This is a genomic window from Falsiroseomonas frigidaquae, assembly GCF_012163145.1.
GTDB classification, from domain to species: domain Bacteria; phylum Pseudomonadota; class Alphaproteobacteria; order Acetobacterales; family Acetobacteraceae; genus Falsiroseomonas; species Falsiroseomonas frigidaquae.
Genome location: NZ_JAAVTX010000009.1, coordinates 119,278 through 143,837 on the forward strand (window position 1 = coordinate 119,278; position 24,560 = coordinate 143,837).

General features: G+C 70.2%; 24 protein-coding genes. 11 read left to right on the forward strand and 13 right to left on the reverse strand.

Annotated features, from left to right (window positions below; translation table 11 throughout):
- Positions 1-46 precede the first annotated feature (46 nt).
- The 5 genes from recN to HB662_RS26735 all read left to right on the forward strand — a co-directional run bounded on the left by recN (position 47) and on the right by HB662_RS26735 (position 5,438).
- Positions 47-1,726, forward strand: a complete 1,680-nt coding sequence (gene recN / locus HB662_RS26715; protein WP_168054730.1) for a DNA repair protein RecN — start codon at positions 47-49, stop codon at positions 1,724-1,726.
- A complete protein-coding gene (locus tag HB662_RS26720) occupies positions 1,723-2,208 on the forward strand; it encodes a GNAT family N-acetyltransferase (protein ID WP_168054732.1) in 486 nt (161 codons plus the stop codon). The genes recN and HB662_RS26720 overlap by 4 nt, the downstream gene beginning before the upstream one ends.
- Positions 2,205-4,358 carry an NAD-dependent DNA ligase LigA gene (gene ligA / locus HB662_RS26725; protein ID WP_168054734.1) on the forward strand — a complete coding sequence of 718 codons (2,154 nt, stop codon included), beginning with the start codon at positions 2,205-2,207 and terminating at the stop codon, positions 4,356-4,358. The genes HB662_RS26720 and ligA overlap by 4 nt, the downstream gene beginning before the upstream one ends.
- Positions 4,359-4,433: 75 nt before the next feature.
- Positions 4,434-5,057, forward strand: coding sequence for a LysE family translocator (locus HB662_RS26730; protein ID WP_168054736.1), 624 nt, complete (start codon positions 4,434-4,436; stop codon positions 5,055-5,057).
- A 51-nt stretch (positions 5,058-5,108) separates the two neighbouring features.
- Positions 5,109-5,438 (forward strand): hypothetical protein, encoded by a 330-nt coding sequence (locus HB662_RS26735; RefSeq protein ID WP_168054738.1) that lies wholly within the window; start codon positions 5,109-5,111, stop codon positions 5,436-5,438.
- On the opposite strand, the gene HB662_RS26740 is transcribed toward HB662_RS26735, so the two are convergent.
- The gene (locus tag HB662_RS26740) at positions 5,429-6,217 is read right to left on the reverse strand and encodes an N-acyl homoserine lactonase family protein (RefSeq protein ID WP_168054740.1); all 789 of its coding nucleotides are present in this window, start codon (positions 6,215-6,217) and stop codon (positions 5,429-5,431) included. The genes HB662_RS26735 and HB662_RS26740 overlap by 10 nt on opposite strands.
- 4 nt (positions 6,218-6,221) lie before the next feature.
- On the reverse strand, positions 6,222-7,118 hold the full coding sequence (locus tag HB662_RS26745; RefSeq protein WP_168054742.1) for an NAD(P)-dependent oxidoreductase: 897 nt from the start codon (positions 7,116-7,118) through the stop codon (positions 6,222-6,224).
- Positions 7,119-7,190: 72 nt separating this feature from the next.
- On the opposite strand from HB662_RS26745, the gene HB662_RS26750 reads away from it, so the two are divergent.
- A complete protein-coding gene (locus HB662_RS26750) occupies positions 7,191-8,066 on the forward strand; it encodes an alpha/beta fold hydrolase (protein WP_168054744.1) in 876 nt (291 codons plus the stop codon).
- Positions 8,067-8,220: 154 nt separating this feature from the next.
- On the opposite strand, the gene HB662_RS26755 is transcribed toward HB662_RS26750, so the two are convergent.
- The 10 genes from HB662_RS26755 to HB662_RS26800 form a co-directional block, all read right to left on the reverse strand.
- Entirely contained in the window at positions 8,221-8,769 is a 549-nt protein-coding gene (locus tag HB662_RS26755) for a DinB family protein (protein WP_245185931.1), read from the reverse strand.
- Positions 8,762-9,751: a GNAT family N-acetyltransferase gene (locus tag HB662_RS26760; protein WP_168054746.1), complete on the reverse strand. Its 990-nt coding sequence runs from the start codon at positions 9,749-9,751 to the stop codon at positions 8,762-8,764. The genes HB662_RS26755 and HB662_RS26760 overlap by 8 nt, the downstream gene beginning before the upstream one ends.
- The gene (locus HB662_RS26765) at positions 9,751-10,953 is read right to left on the reverse strand and encodes a pyridoxal phosphate-dependent aminotransferase (protein ID WP_168054747.1); all 1,203 of its coding nucleotides are present in this window, start codon (positions 10,951-10,953) and stop codon (positions 9,751-9,753) included. The genes HB662_RS26760 and HB662_RS26765 overlap by 1 nt, the downstream gene beginning before the upstream one ends.
- A 55-nt stretch (positions 10,954-11,008) precedes the next feature.
- Entirely contained in the window at positions 11,009-11,473 is a 465-nt protein-coding gene (locus tag HB662_RS26770; protein ID WP_168054749.1) for a GNAT family N-acetyltransferase, read from the reverse strand.
- A 476-nt stretch (positions 11,474-11,949) separates the two neighbouring features.
- Positions 11,950-13,152, reverse strand: a complete 1,203-nt coding sequence (locus HB662_RS26775; RefSeq protein WP_168054751.1) for a pyridoxal phosphate-dependent aminotransferase — start codon at positions 13,150-13,152, stop codon at positions 11,950-11,952.
- Positions 13,153-13,243: 91 nt separating this feature from the next.
- Positions 13,244-13,603: a hypothetical protein gene (locus HB662_RS26780; RefSeq protein ID WP_168054753.1), complete on the reverse strand. Its 360-nt coding sequence runs from the start codon at positions 13,601-13,603 to the stop codon at positions 13,244-13,246.
- A gap of 54 nt (positions 13,604-13,657) precedes the next feature.
- Positions 13,658-14,446 (reverse strand): ABC transporter permease subunit, encoded by a 789-nt coding sequence (locus HB662_RS26785; RefSeq protein WP_168054755.1) that lies wholly within the window; start codon positions 14,444-14,446, stop codon positions 13,658-13,660.
- A complete protein-coding gene (locus HB662_RS26790; protein WP_168054757.1) occupies positions 14,443-15,315 on the reverse strand; it encodes an ABC transporter permease subunit in 873 nt (290 codons plus the stop codon). Before HB662_RS26790 ends, HB662_RS26785 begins: the two co-directional genes overlap by 4 nt.
- Positions 15,312-16,457: a polyamine ABC transporter ATP-binding protein gene (locus HB662_RS26795; RefSeq protein WP_168054759.1), complete on the reverse strand. Its 1,146-nt coding sequence runs from the start codon at positions 16,455-16,457 to the stop codon at positions 15,312-15,314. Before HB662_RS26795 ends, HB662_RS26790 begins: the two co-directional genes overlap by 4 nt.
- Positions 16,454-17,560 carry a polyamine ABC transporter substrate-binding protein gene (locus HB662_RS26800; protein ID WP_168054761.1) on the reverse strand — a complete coding sequence of 369 codons (1,107 nt, stop codon included), beginning with the start codon at positions 17,558-17,560 and terminating at the stop codon, positions 16,454-16,456. The genes HB662_RS26795 and HB662_RS26800 overlap by 4 nt, the downstream gene beginning before the upstream one ends.
- A gap of 320 nt (positions 17,561-17,880) precedes the next feature.
- Here HB662_RS26800 and HB662_RS26805 point away from each other — a divergent pair, with 320 nt between their 5' ends.
- From HB662_RS26805 to HB662_RS26820, 4 genes are read left to right on the forward strand one after another with little or no spacing between them, the layout of a single operon-like run.
- A complete protein-coding gene (locus HB662_RS26805) occupies positions 17,881-18,531 on the forward strand; it encodes a hypothetical protein (RefSeq protein ID WP_168054763.1) in 651 nt (216 codons plus the stop codon).
- A 59-nt stretch (positions 18,532-18,590) separates the two neighbouring features.
- Positions 18,591-20,948: a glycosyl hydrolase family 28-related protein gene (locus HB662_RS26810; protein WP_171970288.1), complete on the forward strand. Its 2,358-nt coding sequence runs from the start codon at positions 18,591-18,593 to the stop codon at positions 20,946-20,948.
- Between the two features lie 34 nt (positions 20,949-20,982).
- Positions 20,983-21,252, forward strand: coding sequence for a hypothetical protein (locus HB662_RS26815; RefSeq protein WP_168054765.1), 270 nt, complete (start codon positions 20,983-20,985; stop codon positions 21,250-21,252).
- Between the two features lie 36 nt (positions 21,253-21,288).
- A complete protein-coding gene (locus HB662_RS26820; RefSeq protein ID WP_168054767.1) occupies positions 21,289-21,663 on the forward strand; it encodes a phage tail fiber protein in 375 nt (124 codons plus the stop codon).
- An 85-nt stretch (positions 21,664-21,748) separates the two neighbouring features.
- On the opposite strand, the gene HB662_RS26825 is transcribed toward HB662_RS26820, so the two are convergent.
- Positions 21,749-23,005, reverse strand: a complete 1,257-nt coding sequence (locus HB662_RS26825; protein ID WP_168054769.1) for a glycosyl hydrolase family 8 — start codon at positions 23,003-23,005, stop codon at positions 21,749-21,751.
- A gap of 585 nt (positions 23,006-23,590) precedes the next feature.
- Here HB662_RS26825 and HB662_RS26830 point away from each other — a divergent pair.
- Positions 23,591-24,475 carry a response regulator transcription factor gene (locus HB662_RS26830; RefSeq protein WP_168054771.1) on the forward strand — a complete coding sequence of 295 codons (885 nt, stop codon included), beginning with the start codon at positions 23,591-23,593 and terminating at the stop codon, positions 24,473-24,475.
- The last annotated feature ends 85 nt before the right edge of the window (positions 24,476-24,560 follow it).

The following is a 24,560-nucleotide window of genomic DNA, read 5'->3' on the forward strand; positions in this document are numbered from 1 at the left end:
GGCAGGCGCGGTTGGCGCGCTTGACGCTCCACGCGCCGCGACCGCGATGCTGACTTCGCTCGCCATCCGGGATGTGGTGCTGATCGAGCGCCTGGACCTGGGCTTCGGCCCGGGCCTCACGGTGCTGACCGGCGAAACCGGCGCGGGCAAATCGATCCTGCTCGACAGCCTCGGCCTGGCGCTCGGCGCGCGGGCCGAGAGTGGCCTTGTGCGCTCCGGGCAGGCCCAGGCCAGCGTCGCCGCGGCCTTCGCGCCGGCGGACCAGCACCCGGCGCGCAGCCTGCTGGTGGAACAGGGAATCGAGGCGGAGGACGAGATCGTGCTGCGGCGCATCGTCACCGCCGATGGCCGGTCCCGCGCCTTCGTCAACGACCAGCCGGTGGGGTTGGCGCTGTTGCGCCGCCTCGGCGCGCTGCTGGTCGAGGTGCAGGGCCAGCACGACCAGGTTGGGCTGACCGACTCCACCAACCATGCCGGGCTGCTCGATGCCTCGGGCGGGCTGGAGAAGCTGCGCGCCGCCACCGGCACCGCCCACAAGGCATGGCGGGAGGCGGAGCGGGCGCTGGCCGAGGCGCGGGAACGCATCGCCGCGGCCCAGCGCGACGAGGATTTCCTGCGCCACGCCGTCTCCGAGTTGGAATCACTCGCGCCGGTGGAGGGTGAGGAGGATGACCTCGCCGCCGAACGCCAGCGCCTGCAGCAGGGCGAGCGGCGCGGCGAGGCGATTGCGGAGGCACTGGCCAGCCTGCAGCCGCGTGACCGGCGCAGCGCCAACCCCGCCAACGCGCTGCGCGGTGCCTCCCGCGCCCTGGAACGGCTGCCGGCGCCGAATACGGATGCCGAGCCCGCGCTGGAAGCGATCGGCCGGGCGCTGGATGCGCTGGGCGAGGCCGAGACGGCGCTGGAGCGGCTGGTGCAGGACGCGGCGCCGGATCCGCGCCGGCTGGAGCAGGTGGAGGAACGGCTGTTCGCGCTGCGCGCCGCCGCCCGCAAGCATCTGGTGCCGGTGGTGGAATTGCCGTCGCTGCTGGCCTCGCTGAAGGACCGGCTGGCGGCGCTGGATGCCGGCACCGGCCAGGTGGCCGAAGCCGAGGCGAGGCTGGCCGCCGCCCGCACCGCCTATCTCGCCGCCTCCGGCCGGCTGACGGAGGCGCGGCGGGAGGCGGCGGCGAAGCTCGAGAAGGCGCTCGGCCGCGAATTGCCGCCGCTGAAGCTGGATCGCGCCCGGCTGGTGGTGGATGTGGCCGCGAAGCCGGAAGCGGCCTGGGGGGCGGACGGGGTGGACCGGGTGACCTTCCTGGTCTCCACCAACCCCGGCCAGGCGCCCGGCGCGCTGGACAAGGTGGCCTCGGGCGGCGAGCTCTCACGCCTGATGCTGGCGCTGAAGGTGGTGCTGGCGCGCGGATCGCCGGTGCCGACGCTGGTCTTCGACGAGGTGGATAGCGGCGTCGGCGGCGCCACGGCGGCGGCGGTGGGTGAACGCCTGCTGCGGGTGGCGGAGCGATTGCAGGTGCTGGTGGTAACCCATTCGCCGCAGGTGGCGGCACGGGGCAGCCGGCATCTGTCCGTCGCCAAATCGGTCAGGGCCGGGCGGGCGGAGACGCGCGTGACGCCGCTGGATGCCGCGCAGCGGCGGGAGGAGATCGCCCGCATGCTGGCCGGCGAGCATGTGACGGAGGCGGCGCGGATGGCGGCGGACAGCCTGCTGGCCGGCGGGCTGCTGTGATCCGGGCGGCGGTGCCCGGCGATGCCGGCGCCGTGGCGGGGCTGATCAACGCCATCAACAGCCTGGACGGCCCTGCCCCATCGCGGCCGATGACGGCGGAGATCGTGCTGCGGGATTTGATCTGCGCGGCGCCCAAGGCCTTGCTGCTTGTGGCGGAAGACGAAGGCCGGGTGGCCGGCTTCGCCACCGCCGCCCTGATCTATGATGCGGAACGCTGTGGCTGGGCGATGATGCTGCTCGACCTGTATGTGGCGCCGGAATCCCGCCGCCGGGGCCTGGCGCGCGGGCTGATGGCGGCGCTGGCCGCGGAGGCAGGGCGCCACGGCGCGCTCTGCCTCTGGTGGGGCGTGGACGAGGGTGACGACGAGGCGATGCTGTTCTACCGGGCCATCGGCGCGCGCAGCGAGGGGTTGTTCAGCGGCGAATTGCTGGAAGGCGCGGCGCTGGCCCGCCTCGCGGATGAAGGATGTGGCGCGGCATGAGCGAGACCAGCCTGCGCAGCCGCGCCGTCGAGGCGCTGACCGAGGAGGAGGCCAGCGCCGAACTCGCCGCCCTGGCCGCCGAAATCGCGCATCACGACGAGGCCTATCACCGGCAGGATGCGCCGGAGATCACGGATGCCGCCTATGACGCGCTGGTGCGCCGCAACCGCGCCATCGAGGCACGCTTCCCGGACCTGATCCGGGAGGATAGCCCGAGCCGCAAGGTGGGTGCGGAGACGGCGGAGGGCTTCGCCAAGCTGCGGCATGGCGTGCCGATGCTGTCGCTCGACAATGCGTTCGGGGATTCCGATTTCCTGGAGTTCACCGCCTCCGTCCGCCGCTTCCTGCGGCTGGGCGTGGAGGAACCATTGGCCTTCGTGGGCGAGCCGAAAATCGACGGGCTGTCGATCAACCTGCTTTATGAGGACGGCGTCTTCATCCGCGGCGCGACGCGCGGCGACGGGATGGAGGGCGAGGACGTCAGCCGCAACCTGCTGACCCTGCCGGAGAGCGAACTGCCGCGCCGGCTGCAGGGCCTGGCGCCGGCGCGCATCGAGATCCGCGGCGAGGTCTTCATGGAGAAGGCCGATTTCCTCGCCTATCGCGCGCAACAGGCGCAGGCGGCGGCGGAGCGGGAGGAACGGCGGCGGCGCGGCGAGAAGCTCGGCCCGGCGATCGTGGTGCCGGTGAATCCGCGCAACGCGGCGGCCGGGTCGCTGCGCCAGCTCGACCCCGCCATCACCGCGCAGCGGCCGCTGAAGCTGTTCGCCTATGCGATGGGCGAGGCCAGCGCCGCGCCGGCAGAAACCCACGCCGGCTGGCTGGATCAGCTTCGCGCCTGGGGGTTCCGGGTGAACCCGGCCTCGGAAACGCTGGAGGGCGAGGAGGCCGCGCTGGCCTTCCAGAAGCGCATGGCGGAAGGCCGCGCGGCGCTGCCCTATGACATCGACGGCGTGGTCTACAAGCTGGACCGGCTGGATTGGCAGCGCCGCCTGGGCTTCGTCGGCCGCGCGCCGCGCTGGGCTATCGCCTGGAAATTCCCCGCCGAGCAGGCGGAGACGGTGCTGCTCGACATCGAGATCCAGGTCGGCCGCACCGGCGCCCTGACGCCGCGCGCGGTGATGCAGCCCGTCGGCGTCGGCGGCGTCATGGTCACCCATGCCAGCCTGCACAATGAGGATGAAATCGCACGGAAGGATGTGCGGATCGGCGACACGGTGGTGCTGCAGCGCGCCGGCGACGTGATTCCACAGATCGTCTCCGTGGTGCTGGAGAAGCGGCCGCCGGGCGCCGTGCCCTTCGTCTTCCCCGATCGCTGCCCGGCCTGCGGCAGCCACGCCATCCGCCCGAATGGGGAGGTGGTGAAGCGCTGCACCGGCGGGCTGATCTGTCCGGCGCAGACGGTGGAACGCCTGATCCACTTCGCCCGCCGCAACGCCATGGATATCGAGGGGCTGGGCGAGGAGAACATCCAGGCGCTGCACGATGCCGGCCTGGTGAAGACGCCCGCCGAAATTTTCCGCATCAAGGACCACGCCGCGACGATCCGCGGCTGGGAAGGCTGGGGGGGGAAGGATGCAAAGCGCCTGACCAACCTTCTGGCCGCCATCGAGGCGCGGCGCCGCGTGCCGCTGGAGCGCTTCATCTTCGCCCTCGGCATCCGCCGCATCGGCGAGGCGAATGCCAAGCTGCTGGCCCGCCATTATCATTCGTTTGCCGAGTGGCGCGCGAAGATGGTGGCGGCGACCACCATCGGCTCGGAGGCGCGGGAGGAGCTGGGCTCGATCCAGGGCATCGGCCCTGCCATCGCGACGGAATTGGCAGAGTTCTTCGCCGAGGCGCGCAACCGCGCCGCGCTGGACGACCTGGCGCGGGAAGTGACGCCGGAGGATGCGGTGGTGGCCGCGGCCGCCGACAGCCCCTTCGCCGGCAAGGTCATCGTCTTCACCGGCTCGCTCGAAGCCATGTCCCGCGACGAGGCGGAGGCGCAGGCGGAACGGCTCGGCGCCAAGGTGACGAAGAGCGTGTCGAAGAAGACCGATTTCGTGGTCGTCGGCGCCGATGCCGGCAGCAAGGCGAAGAAGGCGGCGGAGCTCGGCCTGCGCGTGCTGACGGAAACCGAGTGGCGGGAGATGGCGGGGCTCGCCTGAGGCATCAGCTGCGGTGATGTACCGGATCAGGCCAATTCGTTTGGCGCGGTGCCAGGCGTGGCGCAGGCTTTCGCCATGCCGATCGACCCGCAGCTTTTCGCCGCCTTCCTGATCGCCGCCTGGGTGCTGATCCTGACGCCGGGGCCGGACATGCTGTTCGTCATCGGCCAGAGCCTGGCCGGCGGGGTGCGGCGCGGCTGGGCGGCGATGTTCGGCATAGTCTGCGGCGCCCTGGTGCATGTGGCGCTGGCGGCTTCCGGCATCGCGGCGCTGATCGCCGCCTCCCCCACCTTGTTCGAGGCGTTGCGGCTGGTGGGCGCGGGCTATCTGATCTGGCTCGGCCTGGGCGCGCTGCGGGCGGCCTGGCGCGGCGGCGGGGTGCTGCGCCCGGCGGGGCCGGCCCGGGCCGCCTTCCGCCAGGGCTTCCTGACCAACCTGACCAACCCGAAGGTCATCCTGTTCTTCCTGGCCTTCCTGCCGCAATTCGTCGATCCCGGCCGCGGCCCGGTCGCGCTGCAGATGGCCATCCTGGGCCCGCTGGTGCCGCTGATGTCGCTGCCCGCCTATGGGCTGCTGATCCACGGCGCGGGCCGCGCGGCGGCGCGGCTGAACCGCCATGCGCGATGGCTGGAGGCGGTGGCGGGCGCGATGTTCCTGGGCCTTGGGCTGCGCCTGCTGATGGGCAACCGCCCAGCCTGAGCTTGCCGGCTGAGCTTGCGCGCAATGCGGCGCGCGGCGTAACAGCGCGCCATGTCCGCATTCATGATCGCCGCGCTGATGCTCTCGGTCGCGGCTTATATCCACACCGTCTCCGGCAAGCTGGGCCTGCGGCTGGACAGCCCGTCGGCAGAGCTGCTGTGGCGGGTGCTGTCCTTCGCTGCGCTGCTCGTCTGGGTGGTGCTGATCCTGCGCGGCTTCACCACGCGGCACTGGTCGGACCCGACAGCGGCGCTTTTCGGGTCCTTCGCGCTGAACTGGTGGTTCGGCCATCGCGGGCCGAAGCCGGGCTGGCCGGTGGTCTCGATGCTGTTCTCGGTGGTCGGGCTGGGGCTGGCGACCTACTCGTTCCTCTACGAATAGGGCGGCAGGTCGAGGCGCCAGGCCTCGGCATCCTGCTCCGCCACCGGGAAGCGCCTGCAGACCAGCGGGTCGTGGCCCGGGATCACCAGGCTCTCGTCGCCGCCCGCCAATGCGCGGGCGCGGCGCCAGCCCTGCACCATGGCGCCGAGGTCGTAGACGATGGGGAAGGGATTCTCCCGCGCCATATTGGCGTAGTAGTGGCTGGCGTCGCCGGCGATCACCAGCGGGCCGCGCGCGGTGGCCACGCGCACCATCTGCAAGCCATCCGAATGGCCGCCGACGCCGTGCAGCGTGACGCCGGGCGCCACCTCGCCTTCGCCATCATGGAAGCGCACGCGGTCGGCATAGACGGCGCGGACCAGGCGGACCACGTCCTCCACCTCGAAGGGGTGCCGCAGGCAGTGGCTGCACATGTGGCGGCCGGTGGCGAAGGCTACCTCGCGGTCCTGGATGTGGAAGGTGGCGTTGGGGAACAGGCCGAGATTGCCGGCGTGGTCGTAGTGCAGATGCGTCACCACCACGTCGCGGATCGCCTCGGCCGAGGTGCCGAGCGCCTTCAGGCAATCCTCCACCGGGCGCAGGATGGACCGGCCGCGGCGGGCGGCGGTGGCGGAATCGAAGCCGGTATCGACCAGGATTTCCCGGCCGTCGGGCCCGCGCAGCAGCCAAACGAAATAGTCCATCGGCATGGCGTCATGCGCGTCCTCGACGGGCATGATGAAATTGGCCTGGGCGCTGCGGTCGTGATGCGCATAGCGCAGGGCGAAAACCTGCCACATCGTCTCAGCCCTTCTGCTCGGAGATCTGGCCCGCGGCCAGCGCCTCGCTGAACCGTGCCGCGGCCGTATGGTCCTGGCCCGGGCCGAGCAGCGCGGCAGCGGCGGCCCAAAGCTCCCGCGTCTGCGCGGCGAGCGGCGCGGGGGTGGAGGTTTCGCGCCCCACCTGCATGGCGATGGAGAGGTCCTTCACCATCAGGTCCAGCCCGAAGCCGGAGTTGAATTTGCGGGAGAGCACGAACTGCTTCAGCTTGCGCTGGGTGCTGTTGTTCATGCCGGTCGAGGCATTCAGCACATCGACCATCACGGCGGGGTCCAGGCCGAAGCGGCTGCCGATCAGCAGGGCCTCCACGCTGACGAGGAAGCCCGCGGCGCTCACCAGGTTGTTCAGCGCCTTCATCGCCTGGCCGGCGCCGATATCGCCGCAGCGGGTGATGGTGGTGCCCATGGCGCGCAGCAGGGGGTCCACGCGGTCCAGCGCCGCCGCCTCGCCGCCGGTCATGATGGCGAGCTCGCCCGTCTCGGCACGGGCCACGCCGCCGGAGACGGGGGCATCCACCATCGCCACGCCAAGCGCAGACAGGTCTGCGGCCAAAGCGCGGGTGGCGGAGGGTTCGCCGGAGGACATCTCGATCACCACCGCGCCGCGCTGCAGCGCCGGGCGGATGGCGGCCAGCGCGGCGGCGACGTCGCGGCTGGTGGGCAGCATGGTGATGACGGCCTCCGCGCCCTGCGCGGCGTTCTCCGACGCCGTGCCACCGTGGCGCCGGGCGAAATCCGCGGCGCGACCGGGCACGGCATCCTGCACCGTGACGCTGAAGCCGGCCTCGACCAGGCGGCGCGCCATGGGCCAGCCCATGCTGCCGATTCCGATGAAGCCGATGCGGCCGATTGTGGCGTCCATGCCATTTCCCCCTCTTGTCCCGGCAAGGCTGGCGGCGTCAGCTTCGGGGGTCAAGCGAGCGGGGGAAACGGCATGTTCGAAGGCTTCACCGAGGAACGGCGCGAGGGCGACGGCGTGACGCTGCGGCTGCGGCGTGGCGGCGAGGGCCCGCCCCTGCTGCTGCTGCACGGCAATCCGCAGACCCACATGATGTGGAACCGCGTGGCGCCGGCGCTGGCGCAGCGCTTCACCGTGATCTGCCCGGACCTGCGCGGCTATGGCTTCTCCGGCAAGCCCTCACCCAGCGCGGACCATGCGGGTTATGCGAAGCGCGCGATGGCCGCCGACATGCTGGCGCTGATGCGCGGCCTCGGCCACGAGACCTTCCAGGTGGTGGCGCATGACCGCGGGGCGCGTGTCGCGCATCGGCTGGCGCTGGATGCGCCGCAGGCGGTGCGGCGGCTGTGTGTGATGGACATCGTGCCGACGCTGCATCACTTCGAGACGGCGAACATGGATTTCGCGCTCGGCTACCATCACTGGTTCTTCCTGGCCCAGCCGCATCCGAAGCCGGAGCGCATGATTCTCCGAGACGTGGAGGACTGGTTCGCCAGCCACACCTCGCGCGGCCAGACGGATGTCTTCGCGCCCGAGGCGCGCGCGGACTACATCGCGGCGCTGCACCAGCCCGGCACGGTGATGGGCATCTGCGAGGATTACCGCGCCGCCACCAGCATCGACCTGGAGCACGACCGCGCCAGCCGCGCGGCGGGGCAGAAGGTGGAATGCCCGCTGCTGGCGCTGTGGGGGGCCAAGGGGAAGATCCAGGTCTGGTACGACGCGCTGGCCGTCTGGCGGGACTATGCGCGCGGGCCGGTCAGCGGGCACAGCGTGAATTCGGGGCACTACCTGGCGGAGGAAGCGCCGGAGGAGGTGCTTCGGGCGCTGGATGGGTTTTTGGAGAGGTAGGGCGGCGCCGCTTGCCCCCACCCCGACCAGCCTTCGGCGTTGCGGCAGCGCCGCAACCCCCCGCAGGCGGGGGAGGGAGATTGCAATCCACCGCCCGCTTCTCCCTCCCCCACCCTTGTGGGGGAGGGTCGGGGTGGGGGGCAGCGGCCGCGCCTCAGCCGAAGCTGTCCTCCGGCAGCACGAACGGCAGATCCGTATCGCCCGTCGCGGCGCCCAGCCCCGTCAGCAGCGCATGCACCTGCCCGCGGTGATGCGTCTGGTGGTTGAAGAGATGCGTCACCAGCACCCAGCGCGGCCGGCTGACCTCCCGGCCCAGGGACCCGCTGAACCAGCCCAGATTTCCCTCAAGCCAGGCCGGCTCCATCGCCGCCGCCCAGGCCGCGATCCGCGCATCCAGATCCTGCCGCGCCACGCGCAGCGCCACCCAATCCGGATGCAGCGAAGGGCTGTCCTTGATGCTGCAGCCCGGCGTGGGCCAGCCGGCGAAGCGGGACATCCAGGTGGCGTCGCCCCACATCAGGTGGCTGAGCGTGCCATGGATGGAGCCGAAGAAGGCGCCGCGATCCTCCCGCCGCTGCGCGTCGGTCAGCGTGGCGGCCGCGGCGTACAGACGAAGATTCATCTCGGCATTGTAGGCGGCCATCAGCCGCACCCATTCCACCGTGACCATCAGTCGTTCTTCCAGAACGCGGACATCAAACATTCTTCCAGAAGAAGACCGTGTCGCAGGGCTTGCCATCCGGCCACAGCGCATAGCCGGGGATCACGCCGAGCTCGACCCAGCCGAGATCGCGGTACAACTGTTCCGCCCCCTCCCCCTTCGCCGTGTCCAGCACCAGCAGCCGGCGGCCGAGGCCGCGGGCGGCCTGTTCGGCGCGGCGCATCAGTGCGCGGGCGACGCCGCGGCGGCGGGCCGAAGGGTCCACCAGCAGCTTGGCGATATCGGCGCGATGCGGCTGGTTCTGCGGCGTGTCGAGCACGATCTGCACCGTGCCCACCAGCACCCCGTCCACCCAGGCCGCCAGCAGCACGCGCTTGCCCAGCGCCACGTCCGACGACACGCGCTTGAAGAAATCCCGCGCCACGCTTGGGGCCAGCGGCGGGAAGAAGGACACGCTGGCGCCGGCGGCGACGCAGTTCACCAGGATGCGGGCAAGCTGCGCCTCCGCGCTCGCCGCGGCGGCGGCATCCAGCGCCTCCACCACCAGGCCGCGCAGCGGCTTGGTGTAGCGGAATTCCAGGCTGTTCGAGACATCGTCCAGGATGCGGATGGAGCCCTGCCGCACATAGCCGGTCTTCTCGTAGAAGCGGTGCGCCGCCTCGAACCGCGTATCGGTCCAGAGCACCAGGCGTTCGGCGCCGGACTCCCGCGCATGGGATTCGGCCGCCGTCAGCAGGCGCTGCGCCAGGCCCGTGCCGCGCGCGGCCTTGGCCACATAGACGCGGCAGATCTCCCAGGCCTCGTCATCGCCCAGCGGCCGTGTCGCCGCCATGCCGATGATCCGGCCGTCCTGTTCCGCCGCCCAGAGCGCGCCGCCTGCTTCAGCAAAATAGGTTGCGAGCGCGCGCAGCTCCGGCACCTCCCCATCCACGTCGAGCACGCAGTTGGGGTATTCGGCCCAGCAATCACCGACGAGGGCGATGAAGCCCTCAGCGTCCTCGTCGCGGCCGGGCCGAAGCGTCATCAGGCGAGGCCTTTGCAGAACTCCTGGATGCGCGTGCAGGCCTCGCGCAGGCTGTCCGTATCCGTAGCGTAGGAGATGCGGACATAGGGGCTCATGCCATAGGCGGCGCCCTGCACCAGCGCGACATGCGCTTCCTCGATCAGGGCGAGGGCGAAGTCGGTATCCGTGTCGATCCTGCGGCCGCCCTTGCTGGTCTTGCCGAGGCAGCCGGCGATGTTCGGGAAGACGTAGAAGGCGCCTTCCGGCTTGTGGCACTGGATGCCCGGCGCCTGGTTCAGCATCTCCACCACCAGGTCGCGGCGCTCCTTGTAGATCGCCGCGCGTTCCTTCACGAGGTCCTGCGGGCCATCCAGCGCCGCGACGGCGGCCGCCTGGCCGACCGTGCTGATGCCGCTGGTGAGCTGGCTCTGCATGTTCACCATCGCCGCGATCAGGTTCTTCGGCCCACCGCAGAAGCCGACGCGCCAGCCGGTCATCGCATAGGTCTTGGAGACGCCATTGACCGTCAGCACGCGGTCCTTCAGGCGCGGCTCGACTTCCGCGATCGTGCAGAATTCGAAGCCGTCATAGACCATGTGCTCATACATATCGTCCGTCATCACCCAGACATGCGGGTGGCGCAGCAGGACTTCCGCGATAGCCTTCATTTCGTCGCGCGAGCAGGCGGCGCCGGTCGGGTTATTGGGAAAATTCAGGATCAGCCACTTGGTGTTCGGCGTGATCGCCGCTTCCAGGTCCTCCGGCCGCAGCTTGAAGCCGTTGTTCTGCGGGCAGGTCACGGGCACCGGCTTGCCGGTGGAGAGCTTCACCATGTCGGCGTAGGAAATCCAGAACGGCGCCGGGATCAGCACCTCGTCACCCGGGTCGCAGGTGCCGAGCAGGGCGTTCATGATGACCTGCTTGCCGCCGTTCGAGATCATGATCTCGTCCAGCGCGTAGTCCAGGTTGTTGTCGCGCTTGAACTTGCGCTGCACCGCCTGCTTCAGCGCCTTGGTGCCATCCTGTGGCGGGTACTTGGTGTCGCCGGACAGGGCCGCCTGGTAGGCGGCATCGATGGCATGGCGCGGCGTTTCGAAATCCGGCTCGCCGATCGCCAGGCTGATGACCTTGATGCCCTTGGCGGCCAGCTCGCGGCCCTTGGCGGTCATGACCGCGGAGGCGGAGAGCTCGATATCCTTCAGGCGATTGGCAAGCGCGGGCATTTTTCCGGGTGACTCCTGGCGAAGGAGCACAAACTAGTCCGGGATGGCCTGCTGCTCAATCCGTAGGCGGGCGTGCCATGACCCAGTCGAATGGCTGTTCCCCCACCAGCACGAAGCCCTGGCGTTCCCAGAAACGGCGGGCTGGGCTGTCCTTCAGCACCTCGATGGCGAGGCCCCGGCCGGGGTGGAGCGCCAGCGCCTGGGCCACCACGGCGGCGCCGAGGCCCCTGCCCTGCAATGCGGGTTCCAGATACAGGCTGTGCAGGGTGACGGAGTCTGCCCCAGGCTCCAGCCCGATGCAGCCGATTGCCTGGCCCCGATCCTCGATCACCTGCAGGCCGCCGCCGGCGAAGGCGGCTTCCATGCGGGCGCGGCGGCGCGGCGGGTCCCAGCGGCCGACGCGTTCCAGATGCGGGCGCATGACGCGCACCGACAGATCCAGCAGCGCCTCGAAATCCGCCCGTGTGGCCGGGCGGAAGACGATATTGTCGGGCAAAGTAATCGGCTCAGCGACCATCATTCGTCGAACCACGAACCGGATCGCCCAGCTTTAGCGAGTTCTCGTATTCTGCGCATGACCCTGACGCGATCAGCAACTGGAGCACTCCAGCGTGCTCCAACCGAGTCGTAGGCCTCAAATCGCGAAATGGGCTTGATCCCGCTCCAGTGCCGCAGATAGTCGGTCGCCACTTCGCCAGGCCTCAGCCATCGCGGGAACTGGTCGCTCGTCAGTACAAAGGCACTGCCTGCGGCAAAGGAGCCTCCAAGCTGCGTTACAAACATCGGCTGCCTTCCGATGTTCACGAGCCGGTAGACGATGACGTCATGCTCCGTAGTCGAGTAGCCGTCGTAAATCTCCATAAATCGGACAGATAGTCGAAGTCGTCCTCGATCAAGCCAATCGCGGCGGATCGTCCATGCGGCGGTGCATAGACTTACCGCAAGAGCCGCCCCCGAAATCCAAGACGTGCTCTCCGACACCTCCGGCGTCTGCCCTTAAGCAAGTCCGGCGCAGAAATCCTGGATGCGGGTGCAGGCTTCCGTCAGCGTCGCATCATCCGTCGCATAGCTGATGCGGATATGGCCGGGGAACATGAAGGCCGCGCCGTGCACGGCCGCCACGCCCTTCTCCTCCAGCAGCGCCAGGACGAAGGCCTCGTCGCTGTCGATCTTGGTCCCGCCGGCGCTGGTCTTGCCGAGGCAGCCGCGCACATCCGGGAAGACGTAGAAGGCACCTTCCGGCATCGGGCAGCGCATGCCCTCGGCCTTGTTCAGCATGCCGACCACCAGGTTGCGCCGGCGCTCGAAGGCCTGGCGCATTTCCTCCACGCTGTCCTGCGGGCCGGTCAGCGCCTCGATCGCCGCGGCCTGGGAGATGCTGCTGGTGTTGGAGGTGGACTGGCTCTGCAGCTTGTCCATCGCCTTGATCAGCTGAATCGGTGCGCCGGCGAAGCCGATGCGCCAGCCGGTCATGGCATAGGCCTTGGAGCAGCCATTCATGGTGACGGTGCGGTCCTTCAACCGCGGCTCCACCTCCACCACCGTCGCCGGCTTCATGCCGTCATAGGCGAGCTTCTCGTAGATGTCGTCGGAGAAGATCCACACATCCGGGTGGCGCAGCAGAACATCCGTCAGTTCCTTGAGCTGCGCGGCGTTGTAGCCGGCACCTGTCGGGTTGCAGGGGTTGTTCAGGATGAGCCACTTGGTCTTCGGCGTGATCGCCGCCTCAAGCTGCTCGCCGGTCATGCGGAAGCCCTGGTTCGGGCCGCAGGGGACGATCACCGGGGTGCCCTCGGCCAGCGCCACGATATCGGGGTAGGAGACCCAGCACGGGGCCGGGATGATCGCCTCGTCGCCCGCATTGATGGTGGCGACCAGCGCGTCGAAGATCACCTGCTTGCCGCCGGTGGCGACCAGGATCTCCTCCGGCTTGTAGTCGATGCCGCTGTCGCGCTTGAATTTCTCGCAGATGGCCCGACGCAGCTCGATGGTGCCGGCCACATCGGTATACCGCGTTTCGCCCCGCTCGATGGCGGCGATGGCGGCGTCCTTGACGTTGCGCGGCGTCTCGAAATCCGGCTCACCCACCGAGAGGGAAATAATGTCCCGGCCCGCCGCCTTCAGCGCGCGGGCCTTGCCGGTCATGGCAATGGTCTGCGAGGGCGAGATGCGGTTGAGGCGATCGGCGATGAGGTTCATGTGTGGTGTTCCGGCGTCCCTGCCCACCCCCGCGGGGCGGCGCCGCTTTTCCTAAACCCGGTCGCCGGGCGCGTCCACATCCGCGGCGGTGCTATTCCAGCCGGAGGGGCCGGTAGCCCTGGAAGGTGAAGCCCTTCTCCCGCATGCAGGCGGTGCGATGCGCGTCCCGCGCCTGGGTCGCGATATCGACCATGTCGTAGCGGGCGGGGCGGAAGCGTTCGGTGGTGCGGCAGCGTTCGCGGTCGCCATCGCGCCAGCAATTCCGCTCCCGCTCGATCCGGGCGGGGGCCACCTGCTGCCAGACCATCTGCGGCGGCACCGCCAACTGCGCCTCCGCCGCGCAGGCCTGGTTCATGGCATCCGCCTCGGCCTCCGTCGTGCCGGGGCGGGACCAGCGCTCGGCGCAGGCGGAAAGCAGCGGGATCAGCAGCAGCAGGACCAGGGGGCGCATGCGGCCAATCTGGCAGGGGATTGTGAAAAAGCCAGGGCCGATCCCTGGGGGCCGCTAGCGCCGCCGCGCCAGCCGCAGCACCAGGGCCAGCGCCACCCCCACCACCAGGACCAGCAGCGTCGCCAGCGCATACAACTCCGGCGTCAGCCCCAGCCGGACGGTGGAGAAGATCACCATCGGCAGCGTGGAAGCACCGGGGCCGGAGACGAAGCTGGCGATCACCAGGTCATCCAGCGACAGGGTGAAGGCCAGCAGCCAGCCGGCGGCGATCCCCGGCGCGATCAGCGGCAGGGTGATGACGGCGAAGACCTTCCATGGCCTGGCGCCGAGATCCATCGCCGCCTCCTCCAGGCTCAGGTCGAAATCCGCGAGCCGCGACTGCACCACCACCGCCACATAGGCCGCGCCGAAGGTGGCGTGCGCGATGGCAACGGTGCTGGCGCCACGGCCGGCGGGAAAGCCGAAGACGGATTCCATGGCCACGAACAGCAGCAGCAGGGACAGGCCGGTGATCACCTCCGGCATCACCAGCGGCGCGGCCATCACGGCGCCGAAGCCGGCCCGCCCACGGAACCGCCCGAAGCGCGCCAGCGCGAAGCCGGCCAGCACGCCGAGGATGGTCGCCATGGTGGCGGAGACGGCGGCGATGCGCAGCGACAGGCCGAGCGCGCCCATCAGCACCTCGTTCCGCCAAAGGCTGTCGTACCAGCGCAGCGAGAAGCCGGTGAAGGTCGTCACCATGCGGCTGTCGTTGAAGGAGAACAGCACCATCAGCAGGATCGGCAGGTACAGGAAGGCGAAGCCGAGCCCGAGCGGAATGGCCAACCGGCCGAGGCCCCTCATCGCCCGGCCCGCCACTGGAACAGCGCGATCGGCGCGACCAGCGCCGCCAGCAGCACGATGGCCAGCGCCGAGGCCAGCGGCCAGTCGCGGTTCTGGAAGAACTCCGTCCACAACACGCGCCCTATCAACTGCGCGCCCGGCCCGCCGAGCAGTTCGGGAATGACGAACTCCCCCACCGCCGGAATGAACACCAGCAGGAAGCCGGCTACGATGCCCGGCAGCGACAGCGGCAGCGTCACCTGCAGGAAGGCGCGCCAGGGCGGCGCCCCCAGATCTTCCGCCGCCTCCAGCAGCGAGGGATCGAGCTTCGACAGCGTGGCGTAGAGCGGCAGCACCATGAAGGGCAGGTAGCAATAGGTGATGCCGATATACATGGCGACATCCGTGTAGAGCAGCGGGATCGGCTGATCGATCAGCCCCAGCGCCAGCAGCGCGCCATTCAGCCAGCCCTGGTCCTGCAGGATGCCGATCCAGGCGGTGACGCGCAGCAGGAAGCTGGTCCAGAAGGGCAGGATCACCAGCATCAGCAGCAGGTTCCGCCGATGCTCCGGCGCACGCGCGATAGCCAGGGCCATGGGGTAGCCGATCAGCAGGCACAGCGTGGCGGAAATCGCGGCGACGCGCAGGCTGCGGAGATAGGCGTCGAGGTAATAGGGATCGTCCAGCAACAGCTGGAAATTCGCCAGGTTGAGCTGCAGCACGGCGGTCGCCTCGCCGGACCAGCGCAGCAGCGGCGCATAGGGCGGCAGGCCCTCGGCCGGCTCGGCGAAGGCGATGGTCAGCACGAAGGCGAAGGGCACCACGAAGAACAGCGCCATCCAGGCCCAGGGCAAGGCGAGGACCAGCCGGCGACGCAGCGCCGGCGTCATTCGGGCAGCACCATGCTGGCCTGGCGGTCCCAGGTCACCGCCACCGTATCCTCCCAATCCACCGGCCGTTCGGTGCGGCGGCGGAGGTTCGGCTGGCTCACGCGCACATCCTTGCCGTTCTCCAGCACCACGTAATACAGGAAGAAATCCCCGTAGTAGCCGATGTCCCGCACCCGCCCGACCAGGCGGTTGTCGCCGAGCGGCGTCCCCGGCGCCACACGCTCGATCCGCATGCGCTCCGGCCGCAGCGCGACGAAGACGCGGCTGCCGAGCGGCTTGCTGGCGGCGGGCTCCGCCAGGATGTCGAAATCCAGCTCCGAACTGCCGATGCGGACACCCTCGGCATCCACGCCCTCGACGACGCCTTCCAGGATATTGGCGGTGCCGAGGAATTCCGCGGTGAAGCGGCTATTGGGGAATTCATAGACCTCGGATGGCGTGCCGACCTGCGCCAGCGTGCCGCGATCCATCACGGCCAGGCGCGTCGCCATGGTCATCGCCTCCTCCTGGTCATGGGTGACGATGACGAAGGTGGTGCCGGTGCGCTCCTGGATGTTGATCAATTCGAACTGCGTCGATTCCCGCAGGTTCTTGTCGAGCGCCGAAAGCGGCTCATCCAGCAGCAGCAGCTTCGGCCGCTTGGCCAGTGCGCGTGCCAGCGCCACCCGGGCGCGCTGGCCACCGGACAGCGCGGCGGGCTTGCGGTCACCGAAGCCCTCCATCTTCACCATGGCCAGCATCTCGGCCACGCGGTCGCGGATCACGCCCCGCGCCGCGCCCTCCTGCTTCAGGCCGAAGCCGATATTCTGCGCCACGGTCATATGCGGGAACAGCGCGTAGGACTGGAACATCATGTTCACCGGCCGCGCATAGGGCGCGACACCGGCCATGTCCTGCCCATCCAGCACGATCCGTCCGGCATCGGGCTCGAGAAACCCCGCCAGGCAGCGCAGCAGGGTCGATTTGCCCGAGCCCGAGCCGCCGAGCAGCGCGAACAGTTCCCCGCGATAGATCGAGAGGCTGACCTCATCCAGCGCGACGAAGTCGCCGAACCGCTTGGTCAGCTTCTCGATGCGAAGGAAGGGTTCGGCATTGGGGTCGCGCCAGGGCTCAGCGGAGCCCGGCTTCTCGGCGAGGCTCACCGCCCGGCCTTGAAGCGCGCCCACATGCGGTTGCGCGTGCGCTCCGCCGCCTGCGCCACCGGGCCGATGGTGAAGAAGCGCGCGCGCATGGCTTCGGGCGGGAACACCGCCGGGTCCGCCGCCACTTCCGGCGCCACCAGCGCACGGCTGGCGGGCACGCCGTTCGGGTAGCGCACCTGGTTCGTGATGGCCGCCATCACATCCGGCTGCAGCAGGAAGTTGATGAAGGCATGCGCATTCTCCGGGTTCGGCGCATCGGCCGGAATCGCCAGCAGGTCGAACCAGAGCTGCGCGCCCTCATTCGCCGCCACATAGGTGACGGCGACGCCCTGGTTCGCCTCCCGCGCCCTGACGCCGGCCTGGATCGCATCGCCGGAATAGGCGAAGGCGAGGCAGGTCTGGCCGCTGGCCAGCGCCTCGATGGCACCGCCGGTGGAGAAGGTGCGGATGAACGGCCGCACCGCCATCAGCGTGCGCTCCACCTCCCGCAGGTCGCCGGCATCGGTGCTGTTGGGATCCTTGCCGAGGTAGCGCAGCACGGTCGGGATCACGTCCAACGCGCTGTCCATCATGCTGATGCCGCAGCGGGCGATGCGGCGCGCATGGGCCGGGTCGAAGATCAGCCGCAGGCTGTCCATCGGCGCGTCGGGCGCCAGCGCCTGGATGCGCGCCGGGTTCACGCCAAGCCCGATGCTGCCCCACAGATACAGCGCGCCGAAGCGGTTGCCGGGGTCGGAGGAGGCGACCTGCGCCTGCAGAGCGGGGTCGAGATTCGCCAGGTTCGGAATCTGCGCGCGATCCAGCGGCAGCAGCCCCCCGGCACGCGCGAGGCGGGAGAAGGTGGGCTCCCCGGTCGGCACGATGATGTCGTAGCCGGACCGCCCGGCGGAGAGCCGGCCCTCCAGCGTCTCCAGGCTGTCATAGATGTCGTAGCGCACCCGGATGCCGGTCTCGCGCGTGAAACGCTGGACCATGTAGGGGTCGATATAGTCGTTCCAGTTGAAGACATTCACCACGCGCTCCTGCGCCACGGCCGGCGGCGCGGCGGAGAGGCTCGTCAGGGCGGTGAGCAGGGTGGCCGCGAGGGCCAGGCGACGCATCATCAGGGGTGTCTCCCGCGCTACAATCCAGGCGATGCTAACACGGCCGCGGCATGCCGCACCCAGGCACAAATACCCAACTCCTCAGGAATTTGTTCTTGACTTGTTCCGGGGCCGCCTGTAGTCAGCGGACACCAAGGGGCGAGTTGCGTTCAGCGCCGTGCCCCGGGGTCAGCCACAAGAACCCTTAGCTCACGTGCTGCCGGCCAGGCTTCGCCCGGACACGCTGCGCCCCCGCCGCAGGCTTTTCATCCCAGTCACGTCCCGCCCAGGACGCGCTTTCGCGCGCCCTGCCCGCCGCGCGTCCGAACGGAGCCCCGCCCATGCCCTTCGTCAACACGGCCCTGGTGCCGCTGGTCACCAATAGCGGCTTCACCATGTGGCTGTACCGCACCACCGACAGCCGCGCCGATGCACTGACGCCGGGCTATTCCGAACCGGCCGCCGCGCGGCTCGCGACCGGCGACATCATCGTGATGCTCGCCTCCGATTCCATGTCCTTCCTGCCGGTTCGCGTCGGCGATGTCGTCGCCTCCGGCCTGGTGCTGGATACCGCCGAAGCGCCCTTCCGGGTGCAGATCCGCGGCGCGCAGGTGTTCTCCGTGGCACAGACGGCATCCGCGGTGGCGATGACCGTCATCCTCGGCCCGCTGGCCGCCGGCCTCCTGTCCAATGGCATCGTGCAGGCCTCCGCCACGCTGGCCGGACCGGTGGCGCAGGTCGCCTTCAGCATCAGCGACGCGGGCGGCGCCGTGGTGCGCGGCCCGACGCTGGCCACCGTCACCGGCGGCAACGCCACCGCATCCCTGCCGGCACCCGCCCCCGGCACCGGCTATCGCCTGCGCGTGGTCTCCACCAGCGACGGCGCGGTGGCCGACACCTCCCCCGCCTTCAGCGTCACGTTGCCCTTCGGGCTGCTGCTGCAGGCCGGCGGCGCGCTGCTGATCGAGGATGGCAGCCGCCTGCTGGTCTGAACCGCGCACCGGCGGACCGACACCTCTCCCTTCCCCGCACGATCGGAACCGAAATCCCCATGGCCGACGCCAAGATCTCAGACCTGCCGGCTGCCTCGGCGCTCACCGCAGCCGACATCGCGCCCATCGTCCAGGGCAGCGGCGTGGCGGCGCAGACGCGCCGCGCCACCTTCGCCCAGATCACCGCCGGCGTGCATGCCGAGCGCATGTTCCATGTCCGCGACTTCGGTGCCGTGGGCAACGGCACCACCGACGATGCGGCGGCGATCCAGGCCGCGATCGATGCCGCCTCGGCCGGCGGCGGTGGCATCGTCCGCCTCGGCCCGCGCCGCTACCGGGTCAGCGGCGCCAATCTGGTGGTGAAGGAGAATGTCTGCCTCGAGGGCCCCGCCTCATTCCCCGGCGGCCAGCGCCTGGCGGCAGATTACCGCACCATTCCCGGCACGCTGGTGCTGTCCTCCAGCCGCACCATCCAGGTGCTGCGGGCAGGCACGCTGCGCGCGCTGACGCTGATGCGCGAGGGCCTCGGCACGCCGCCCGCCTCGATGCGCGCCGGCGTCACGCTGCGCGACGGCATGGCGGGCACGGCCATCACCATCGGCGACGGCTCCGGCTCCCATCACGACGTGATGGTGGAGGATCTGCTGATCCTGGGCTTCGACCTGGCGATCCGCTCCGACAACAGCCAGCGCCTGAACGTGCGCCGGCTGCGCGGGGATAATCGCAACGGCATCTACCTGACCCGGACCTACGACATCTCCCGCGTCCACGACGTGCATTTCTGGCCGTTCCTGACCGGCAACCTCAGCGGTGTCTCGCTGTACACCCGCAGCGTCTCCGCCGCGGCCAATAACGGCAGCGGCGCAATCCGCATCACCACCTCGGCCACGCATGGGCTGGTCACCGGGGATGTGGTGAACGTCTATGGCGTGGGCGGCGTGCCGGCGGCGAACAGCCGCTACGTCGTGACGGTGGTGGACAGCACGCGGGTCGACCTGCAGGGCAGCGCCTTCACCGGCAGCTGGTCAGGTGGCGGCACGCTCGCCGTCTGGAACAACCGCCGCACCGGCATCGCCTTCCGCGTGGAAGACAGCGACGTCGCCGAATTCGTCAACTGCTTCTGCTATGGCTACGACCGCGGCTTCGACCTTGGCACCGGCGCGCAATCCATCCAGTTGCATAATTGCAGCGTCGACGACCTGCTGACGCTGAAGGATCCGGGCACCGTGGGCGCCCTGATCCAGGGCACCGCCTTCCGCACCAAATGGGTCGGCGGCTTCATCAGCAGCATGGCCACCGCCATCCGCGTGAACTCCGCCGCCACCAACCAGGGCGACAACCAGTTCGTCGGCGTCATGATCGGCGGCGATGGCGGCGGCCGCGCGGTGGAGGTGTTCGACGGCGGCCTGACCCTGGTGGCCTGCGACCTGCCGGCGGCGCGCGTCTACCTGGCGAGCACCGGCGACAGCCTGTCCGTCGTCGCCTCCGACACCCGCTCCGCCACCTTCGAGGCGCAGACCGGCGCGGACCTGGCGCGCATCGCGCTGGTCGGCAACCGGCTGCAGGCGCTCGGTTCATCCGCCGACCAGACCAGCGCCCTGCTGCGCCGCCGGTCCGAGGCGCTGGGCGCGGAACTGGACCTGGAGAATCAGGACGGCGCCATTGCCTACCGCCTGAATGTCGGCGCCGGTGCGCTGGCGCCGCTGGCGATCGGCGGTGACACGGAGGCCAACCCGAATGGCGGCGTCGTCTTCGGCGCACCATCCGACATGACGGCGCCGATGAAGCTGACCCTGCGCCGCGCCTCCACCACGCCGGCGGCCGGGCATGCGCTGGGGCAGCTCGCCTTCAGCGGGCGAAACCTGGCGGGGACGGAGACGGAATTCGCCCGCGCCGGCGGCCTCAGCGAGGCGGTGACGAGCGGCGCCGAATCGGGCGCCTTCGTGGTGGAAACCCGCAGCGGCGGCACCCTGGCGGAACGCTTCCGCATCGCCGCCTCCGGCACCGTCACGCTGACCGGCCCGCTGCTGCTGCCGGCGGACCCGACCGCCGCGGCCCAGGCGGCGAACAAGGGCTATGTCGACGCGCAGTTCACCACGCGCCGGCTGCCGGTGGTCGCCACCTCCGGCGCCACCGCGCTGACACTGGCCGCGCATAACGGCCGGCTGGTCAGCGCCAATACGGGCACCACGCTCGGCATCGACTGGGCCGCGACCGGCGATGGCTTCTCCTGCCTGGTGGCCAATCGCGGTGCCACCGACCTGGCGATCTCGCTGACCGGCTTCACCGCCGCGACGCCGGGCAACCCGGACGGGCTGACGAAGATCCGCGCCGGCGGGCTGGCAACCCTGCTGGCGTTCAGCCCCGACGGCGGCACCACCAAGGTGCTGCTGCTCTCCGGCGCCGCGGCGCCCTGACGCGGCTTCCCCCCCGAACCATGAGGACCCCCGCATGACCGACTGGACCATGATCTACTGGCAGGGCACCCCCGAGGCGGCCACCGCAGCGCTGCGCGAACTGGGCTGGCACGCGCCCGGGGAGGCGCCGGCCGGCGCCGCGGATCCGCGCATCGGCGGCTTCGTCCCCGCCGCCGGCACGCCGCCGCAGACCTTCGACGGCGTCGCCTATGTGGCGGTCGCGGCGCAGGGCGAGATCGCCCTGCCGCCCGGCCTGGCGCCGGCCGGGCCGCAGCTGGCCCGCGCCCTGCTCGGCAGCTTCTGAGCCGCCTTCCCCACCCTGCACGACGAGGATACCCGGATGAGCGACCTGACCGATCACGCCAAGAACCTGCTGGCCCGCGCCCTCTGTGCCCGGCTGCCCACCCTGCCGACCGCGGTCTGGGCGGCGCTGGGCACCGGCGGCAGCGATGCCGCCGGGCTGACCGGGGAGCCTGCGGGCACCGGCTATGCCCGCCAGCGCGCCACCTTCACCGGCACCGGCACGCAGCGCAATGTGGAGGCAATCCGCTTCACCTTCACCAGCGCGGCCGGCGCCCTGACCCATGTCGGCCTGTTCGATGCCGCGAGCGGCGGCAACCCGCTGACCTGTTCGCCGCTGACCACGCCGCTGACGGTGGCCGGCCCCGGAACCGCGACGCTGACCGGCAATGCGCTGACGGTGGCGCCCGCCTGAAGCGCGCAGCGTGGGGCGGGCCAGCCCTGGAAGGGGCTGCCCGCCGATCCGGGCGCTTCAGTCCCGGCGCTGCAGTCCCGGCGCTTCAGCCGCCGGTGGACCAGCTGGCCGGCAGGATGCCGCGCAGCCAGCCCGCCGCCCCGCCCCGCTCCTCACGCCGCAGCGGGGCGGTCGGGCTGAACGAGGCCTGCGGGATGGGGGCGCAGACGCCCTCCGTCAGGCTGCGCTCCGCCCAGGCCAGCCGGGCCTGCAGGGTCAGCACGGCGGGATAATAGGCAGGGGCCTCCGCCACCCGCGGAAGCGTCTCCTCCCGCCCCCGTCCGGCCAGTGTCGCCATGGCCAGCTGGATGATGGCGCGCAGCCCGGCATCGCCGGGATAGGGCGCCAGGGCGTCGCTCCGCAGATCCACCCAGGCGGGCGGCGCCGGGTGCGCCGGGTCCAGCCAGAAATCCAGCGCGGCGCGCAGGGCGGCGGATTGGGCATGGCCGCCCCATGCCAGGTTCAGCGGGACCCGCATCGCATCGTAGGAGAATCGCGCCGGCCAGCCGGAGGCCGGCCTCGGCCGCAAGGCGCCGCGCGGCAGCGCCACCCAATCCGCCGGCAGGCGCCAGCGGCCGAAGCGGGCCTGGTCCGCCAGCGCCACGCCATTCTCCTCCAGCGCGCGCCACTCCGGCGCCGGCACCAGCCGCGCCATCGCACGGAAGGCCGGGGAGATGTAGTAGCTGGGATTCACCACGACATGATCGTGCTTCAGGAATCCCTCGGCCCCCGGCAACAGCAGCGTCGACTCGCCCTGCCGCAGCACGGCCTTCCGCAGCAGGTCGCGCGCGATATCCGCGGCCAATGCGCGATAGGCCGGGACACCCCAGCGATCCGCCGCCTCGGTCAGCGCCCAGGCGACCAGCAGGTCCCCGTCGCTGGCATTGTTCATGTCCGGCACCGGAATCGGCGCGCCCGGCCGGAAGGCCCAGGCCAGCAGATGGTCGTCCGGCCGCCGCAACGCGCCGCGGGTCCACTCCAGCATGCGCTCAAAGCTGGGCCGGTCGTCGAAGCGCACCGCGAACAGCAGCCCGGCACCCTGGCCCTCGGAATGGGAGATGCCGCCATTCCCGGTATCCAGCACCCGGCCATCGGCGTTGACGAAGCGGCGCCGGAAATCAAGCCAATCGCCGACCACGGCGGCCGCACCGGCCGGACGCGGCAGGCCGGCGGCCACCCCGCCTGTCGCGACGGAGGCGGCCAGCAGCGCGCGGCGACTGAGCCCGCGCCCAGCGGGTGTAGCGTGCCTTCCCGGCAACGGGCTCGGCTCTGGCCATGACAGCGGCGGCAAACGCTGGGTCATCCCCGTGGTCCCTGTGGTGGCGGATCCGTAAGCTTACGGTTAACGCGTGACGCGCATTTTCCGCGAACCAGCTTTTGTACGGAGTTGTTCCGTGCCAGAAGGACCAACCTCACGTTGCAGAACGGAGGACGACATACACGCCAGGCACCTTGCCGCCGGACGTGGGTTCCGCCGGGATGTCGCCCTCGGCCTGAGACGGATGTGGCGGCCGACGCGGCGGATGAGGCCCGTCCCATTCCGCGTGACGCCCGGGCGGTTACGTTCGCCGACGATTCATCACTCTTCGGAACAGCGATCCCCCGGTTGGGCGGCGGGATATCCGCGCCGGCGTTACGGCCTCATGAAAAGGCGATGCTGGCCCTGGCGAGGGACGAGGGGCTGAGCAATGGGGGCAACGTGGGGCGCTACCGCCCGGGAAAGCTGGGGAATGGGCCTAATTGTTAATATAGTGTATCGATATGTTGCCGCAAACTCAACAATTTTCGGGAGGGGCTTGGGTCATTTTTTCGCCTTATACGTGTAGACTTCGTAAACGCATTCACCCTAAGTAAAGATTACTGACAGCATCGTGATTGGCCTCTGAAAATGTCCCTTTCGGCAGCCCCGCTGGTCCCTACCCGCTCCGTTCCAACGCCGAAGCTTCGCCAAGCCCTTGAGGTCCGGTCCTTTCCCGAGCCGCTCTACGGTCAGGTCAGCACGCCCCCGCTTGTTGAGCCGCTGGCGCCGCACGCCGGCCTGCGTCCGGTCCTGGTGCTGGAGGATGATGCCGCGGTGGCCGCGACCATCTGCCTGGCGCTGGCAAGGGATGGCTGGACCACCGTCACCGCCAGCACCCTCGCCGAGGGCCGGCTGCGGCTGCACCGCGACAACCCGCGCCTCGTCATCGCCGATCTCGGCCTGCCCGACGGCAACGGCATCGCCTTCGTCCGCGAGGCTGCCGCCTGTGCCGATCTCGGCATCATCGTCGTCAGCGGCCGGGCCGAGGAGGTCGATCGCGTGATCGGGCTCGAGGTCGGCGCCGACGACTACCTCACCAAGCCCTTCTCGCTGCGCGAGATGGTCGCCCGTATCCGCGCCCTCAGCCGCCGGCTCGATGCCGTCGCGGCGCCGGCGCAGGGGGAGCCGGCGCCTGCTGCCCTCGACGTGCCACCGCCCGTCGCCGAGCCGGCCCGCTGGAACCTGGCCGGCCTGTGCATCCAGCCGTCGCGCTGCCGGATCCAGGCGGCGGATGGCAGCGAGACACGACTGACCAGCGGCGAGGCCGGGCTGCTGAACCTGCTGCTGACCGAGCCTGAGAATCTGGCGGATCGCGAAACCATTTCGCGCCGCGTGCTCGGCCGCCGCCTGCTGCCGGAACAGCGCGGCGTCGACCAGCTCGCCTCCAACCTGCGGCAGAAGCTGGTCACGGCCTCCGCCGGGCAGATCACCATCACTGCGCTGCGCGGCAGGGGTTATCGCCTGGTCTGGTAGGTAACCGCCGGCTGGCTTCGCCCGGCGAAAGCATGCCACAGTAGCAAGCATTACGCCGGTGCAGCACGCCGGCCGGTCCAGGGGG

What these genes read in the sequence shown, in the direction of transcription:
- recN (WP_168054730.1), top strand. Translation starts at nt 47, where the DNA reads ATGCTGACTTCGCTCGCCATCCGGGATGTGGTGCTGATCGAGCGCCTG.
- ligA (WP_168054734.1), top strand. Translation starts at nt 2,205, where the DNA reads ATGAGCGAGACCAGCCTGCGCAGCCGCGCCGTCGAGGCGCTGACCGAG.
- HB662_RS26730 (WP_168054736.1), top strand. Translation starts at nt 4,434, where the DNA reads ATGCCGATCGACCCGCAGCTTTTCGCCGCCTTCCTGATCGCCGCCTGG.
- HB662_RS26735 (WP_168054738.1), top strand. Translation starts at nt 5,109, where the DNA reads ATGTCCGCATTCATGATCGCCGCGCTGATGCTCTCGGTCGCGGCTTAT.
- HB662_RS26740 (WP_168054740.1), bottom strand. Translation starts at nt 6,217, where the DNA reads ATGTGGCAGGTTTTCGCCCTGCGCTATGCGCATCACGACCGCAGCGCC.
- HB662_RS26745 (WP_168054742.1), bottom strand. Translation starts at nt 7,118, where the DNA reads ATGGACGCCACAATCGGCCGCATCGGCTTCATCGGAATCGGCAGCATG.
- HB662_RS26750 (WP_168054744.1), top strand. Translation starts at nt 7,191, where the DNA reads ATGTTCGAAGGCTTCACCGAGGAACGGCGCGAGGGCGACGGCGTGACG.
- HB662_RS26755 (WP_245185931.1), bottom strand. Translation starts at nt 8,769, where the DNA reads ATGTTTGATGTCCGCGTTCTGGAAGAACGACTGATGGTCACGGTGGAA.
- HB662_RS26760 (WP_168054746.1), bottom strand. Translation starts at nt 9,751, where the DNA reads ATGACGCTTCGGCCCGGCCGCGACGAGGACGCTGAGGGCTTCATCGCC.
- HB662_RS26765 (WP_168054747.1), bottom strand. Translation starts at nt 10,953, where the DNA reads ATGCCCGCGCTTGCCAATCGCCTGAAGGATATCGAGCTCTCCGCCTCC.
- HB662_RS26770 (WP_168054749.1), bottom strand. Translation starts at nt 11,473, where the DNA reads ATGATGGTCGCTGAGCCGATTACTTTGCCCGACAATATCGTCTTCCGC.
- HB662_RS26775 (WP_168054751.1), bottom strand. Translation starts at nt 13,152, where the DNA reads ATGAACCTCATCGCCGATCGCCTCAACCGCATCTCGCCCTCGCAGACC.
- HB662_RS26780 (WP_168054753.1), bottom strand. Translation starts at nt 13,603, where the DNA reads ATGCGCCCCCTGGTCCTGCTGCTGCTGATCCCGCTGCTTTCCGCCTGC.
- HB662_RS26785 (WP_168054755.1), bottom strand. Translation starts at nt 14,446, where the DNA reads ATGAGGGGCCTCGGCCGGTTGGCCATTCCGCTCGGGCTCGGCTTCGCC.
- HB662_RS26790 (WP_168054757.1), bottom strand. Translation starts at nt 15,315, where the DNA reads ATGACGCCGGCGCTGCGTCGCCGGCTGGTCCTCGCCTTGCCCTGGGCC.
- HB662_RS26800 (WP_168054761.1), bottom strand. Translation starts at nt 17,560, where the DNA reads ATGATGCGTCGCCTGGCCCTCGCGGCCACCCTGCTCACCGCCCTGACG.
- HB662_RS26805 (WP_168054763.1), top strand. Translation starts at nt 17,881, where the DNA reads ATGCCCTTCGTCAACACGGCCCTGGTGCCGCTGGTCACCAATAGCGGC.
- HB662_RS26810 (WP_171970288.1), top strand. Translation starts at nt 18,591, where the DNA reads ATGGCCGACGCCAAGATCTCAGACCTGCCGGCTGCCTCGGCGCTCACC.
- HB662_RS26815 (WP_168054765.1), top strand. Translation starts at nt 20,983, where the DNA reads ATGACCGACTGGACCATGATCTACTGGCAGGGCACCCCCGAGGCGGCC.
- HB662_RS26820 (WP_168054767.1), top strand. Translation starts at nt 21,289, where the DNA reads ATGAGCGACCTGACCGATCACGCCAAGAACCTGCTGGCCCGCGCCCTC.
- HB662_RS26825 (WP_168054769.1), bottom strand. Translation starts at nt 23,005, where the DNA reads ATGACCCAGCGTTTGCCGCCGCTGTCATGGCCAGAGCCGAGCCCGTTG.
- HB662_RS26830 (WP_168054771.1), top strand. Translation starts at nt 23,591, where the DNA reads ATGTCCCTTTCGGCAGCCCCGCTGGTCCCTACCCGCTCCGTTCCAACG.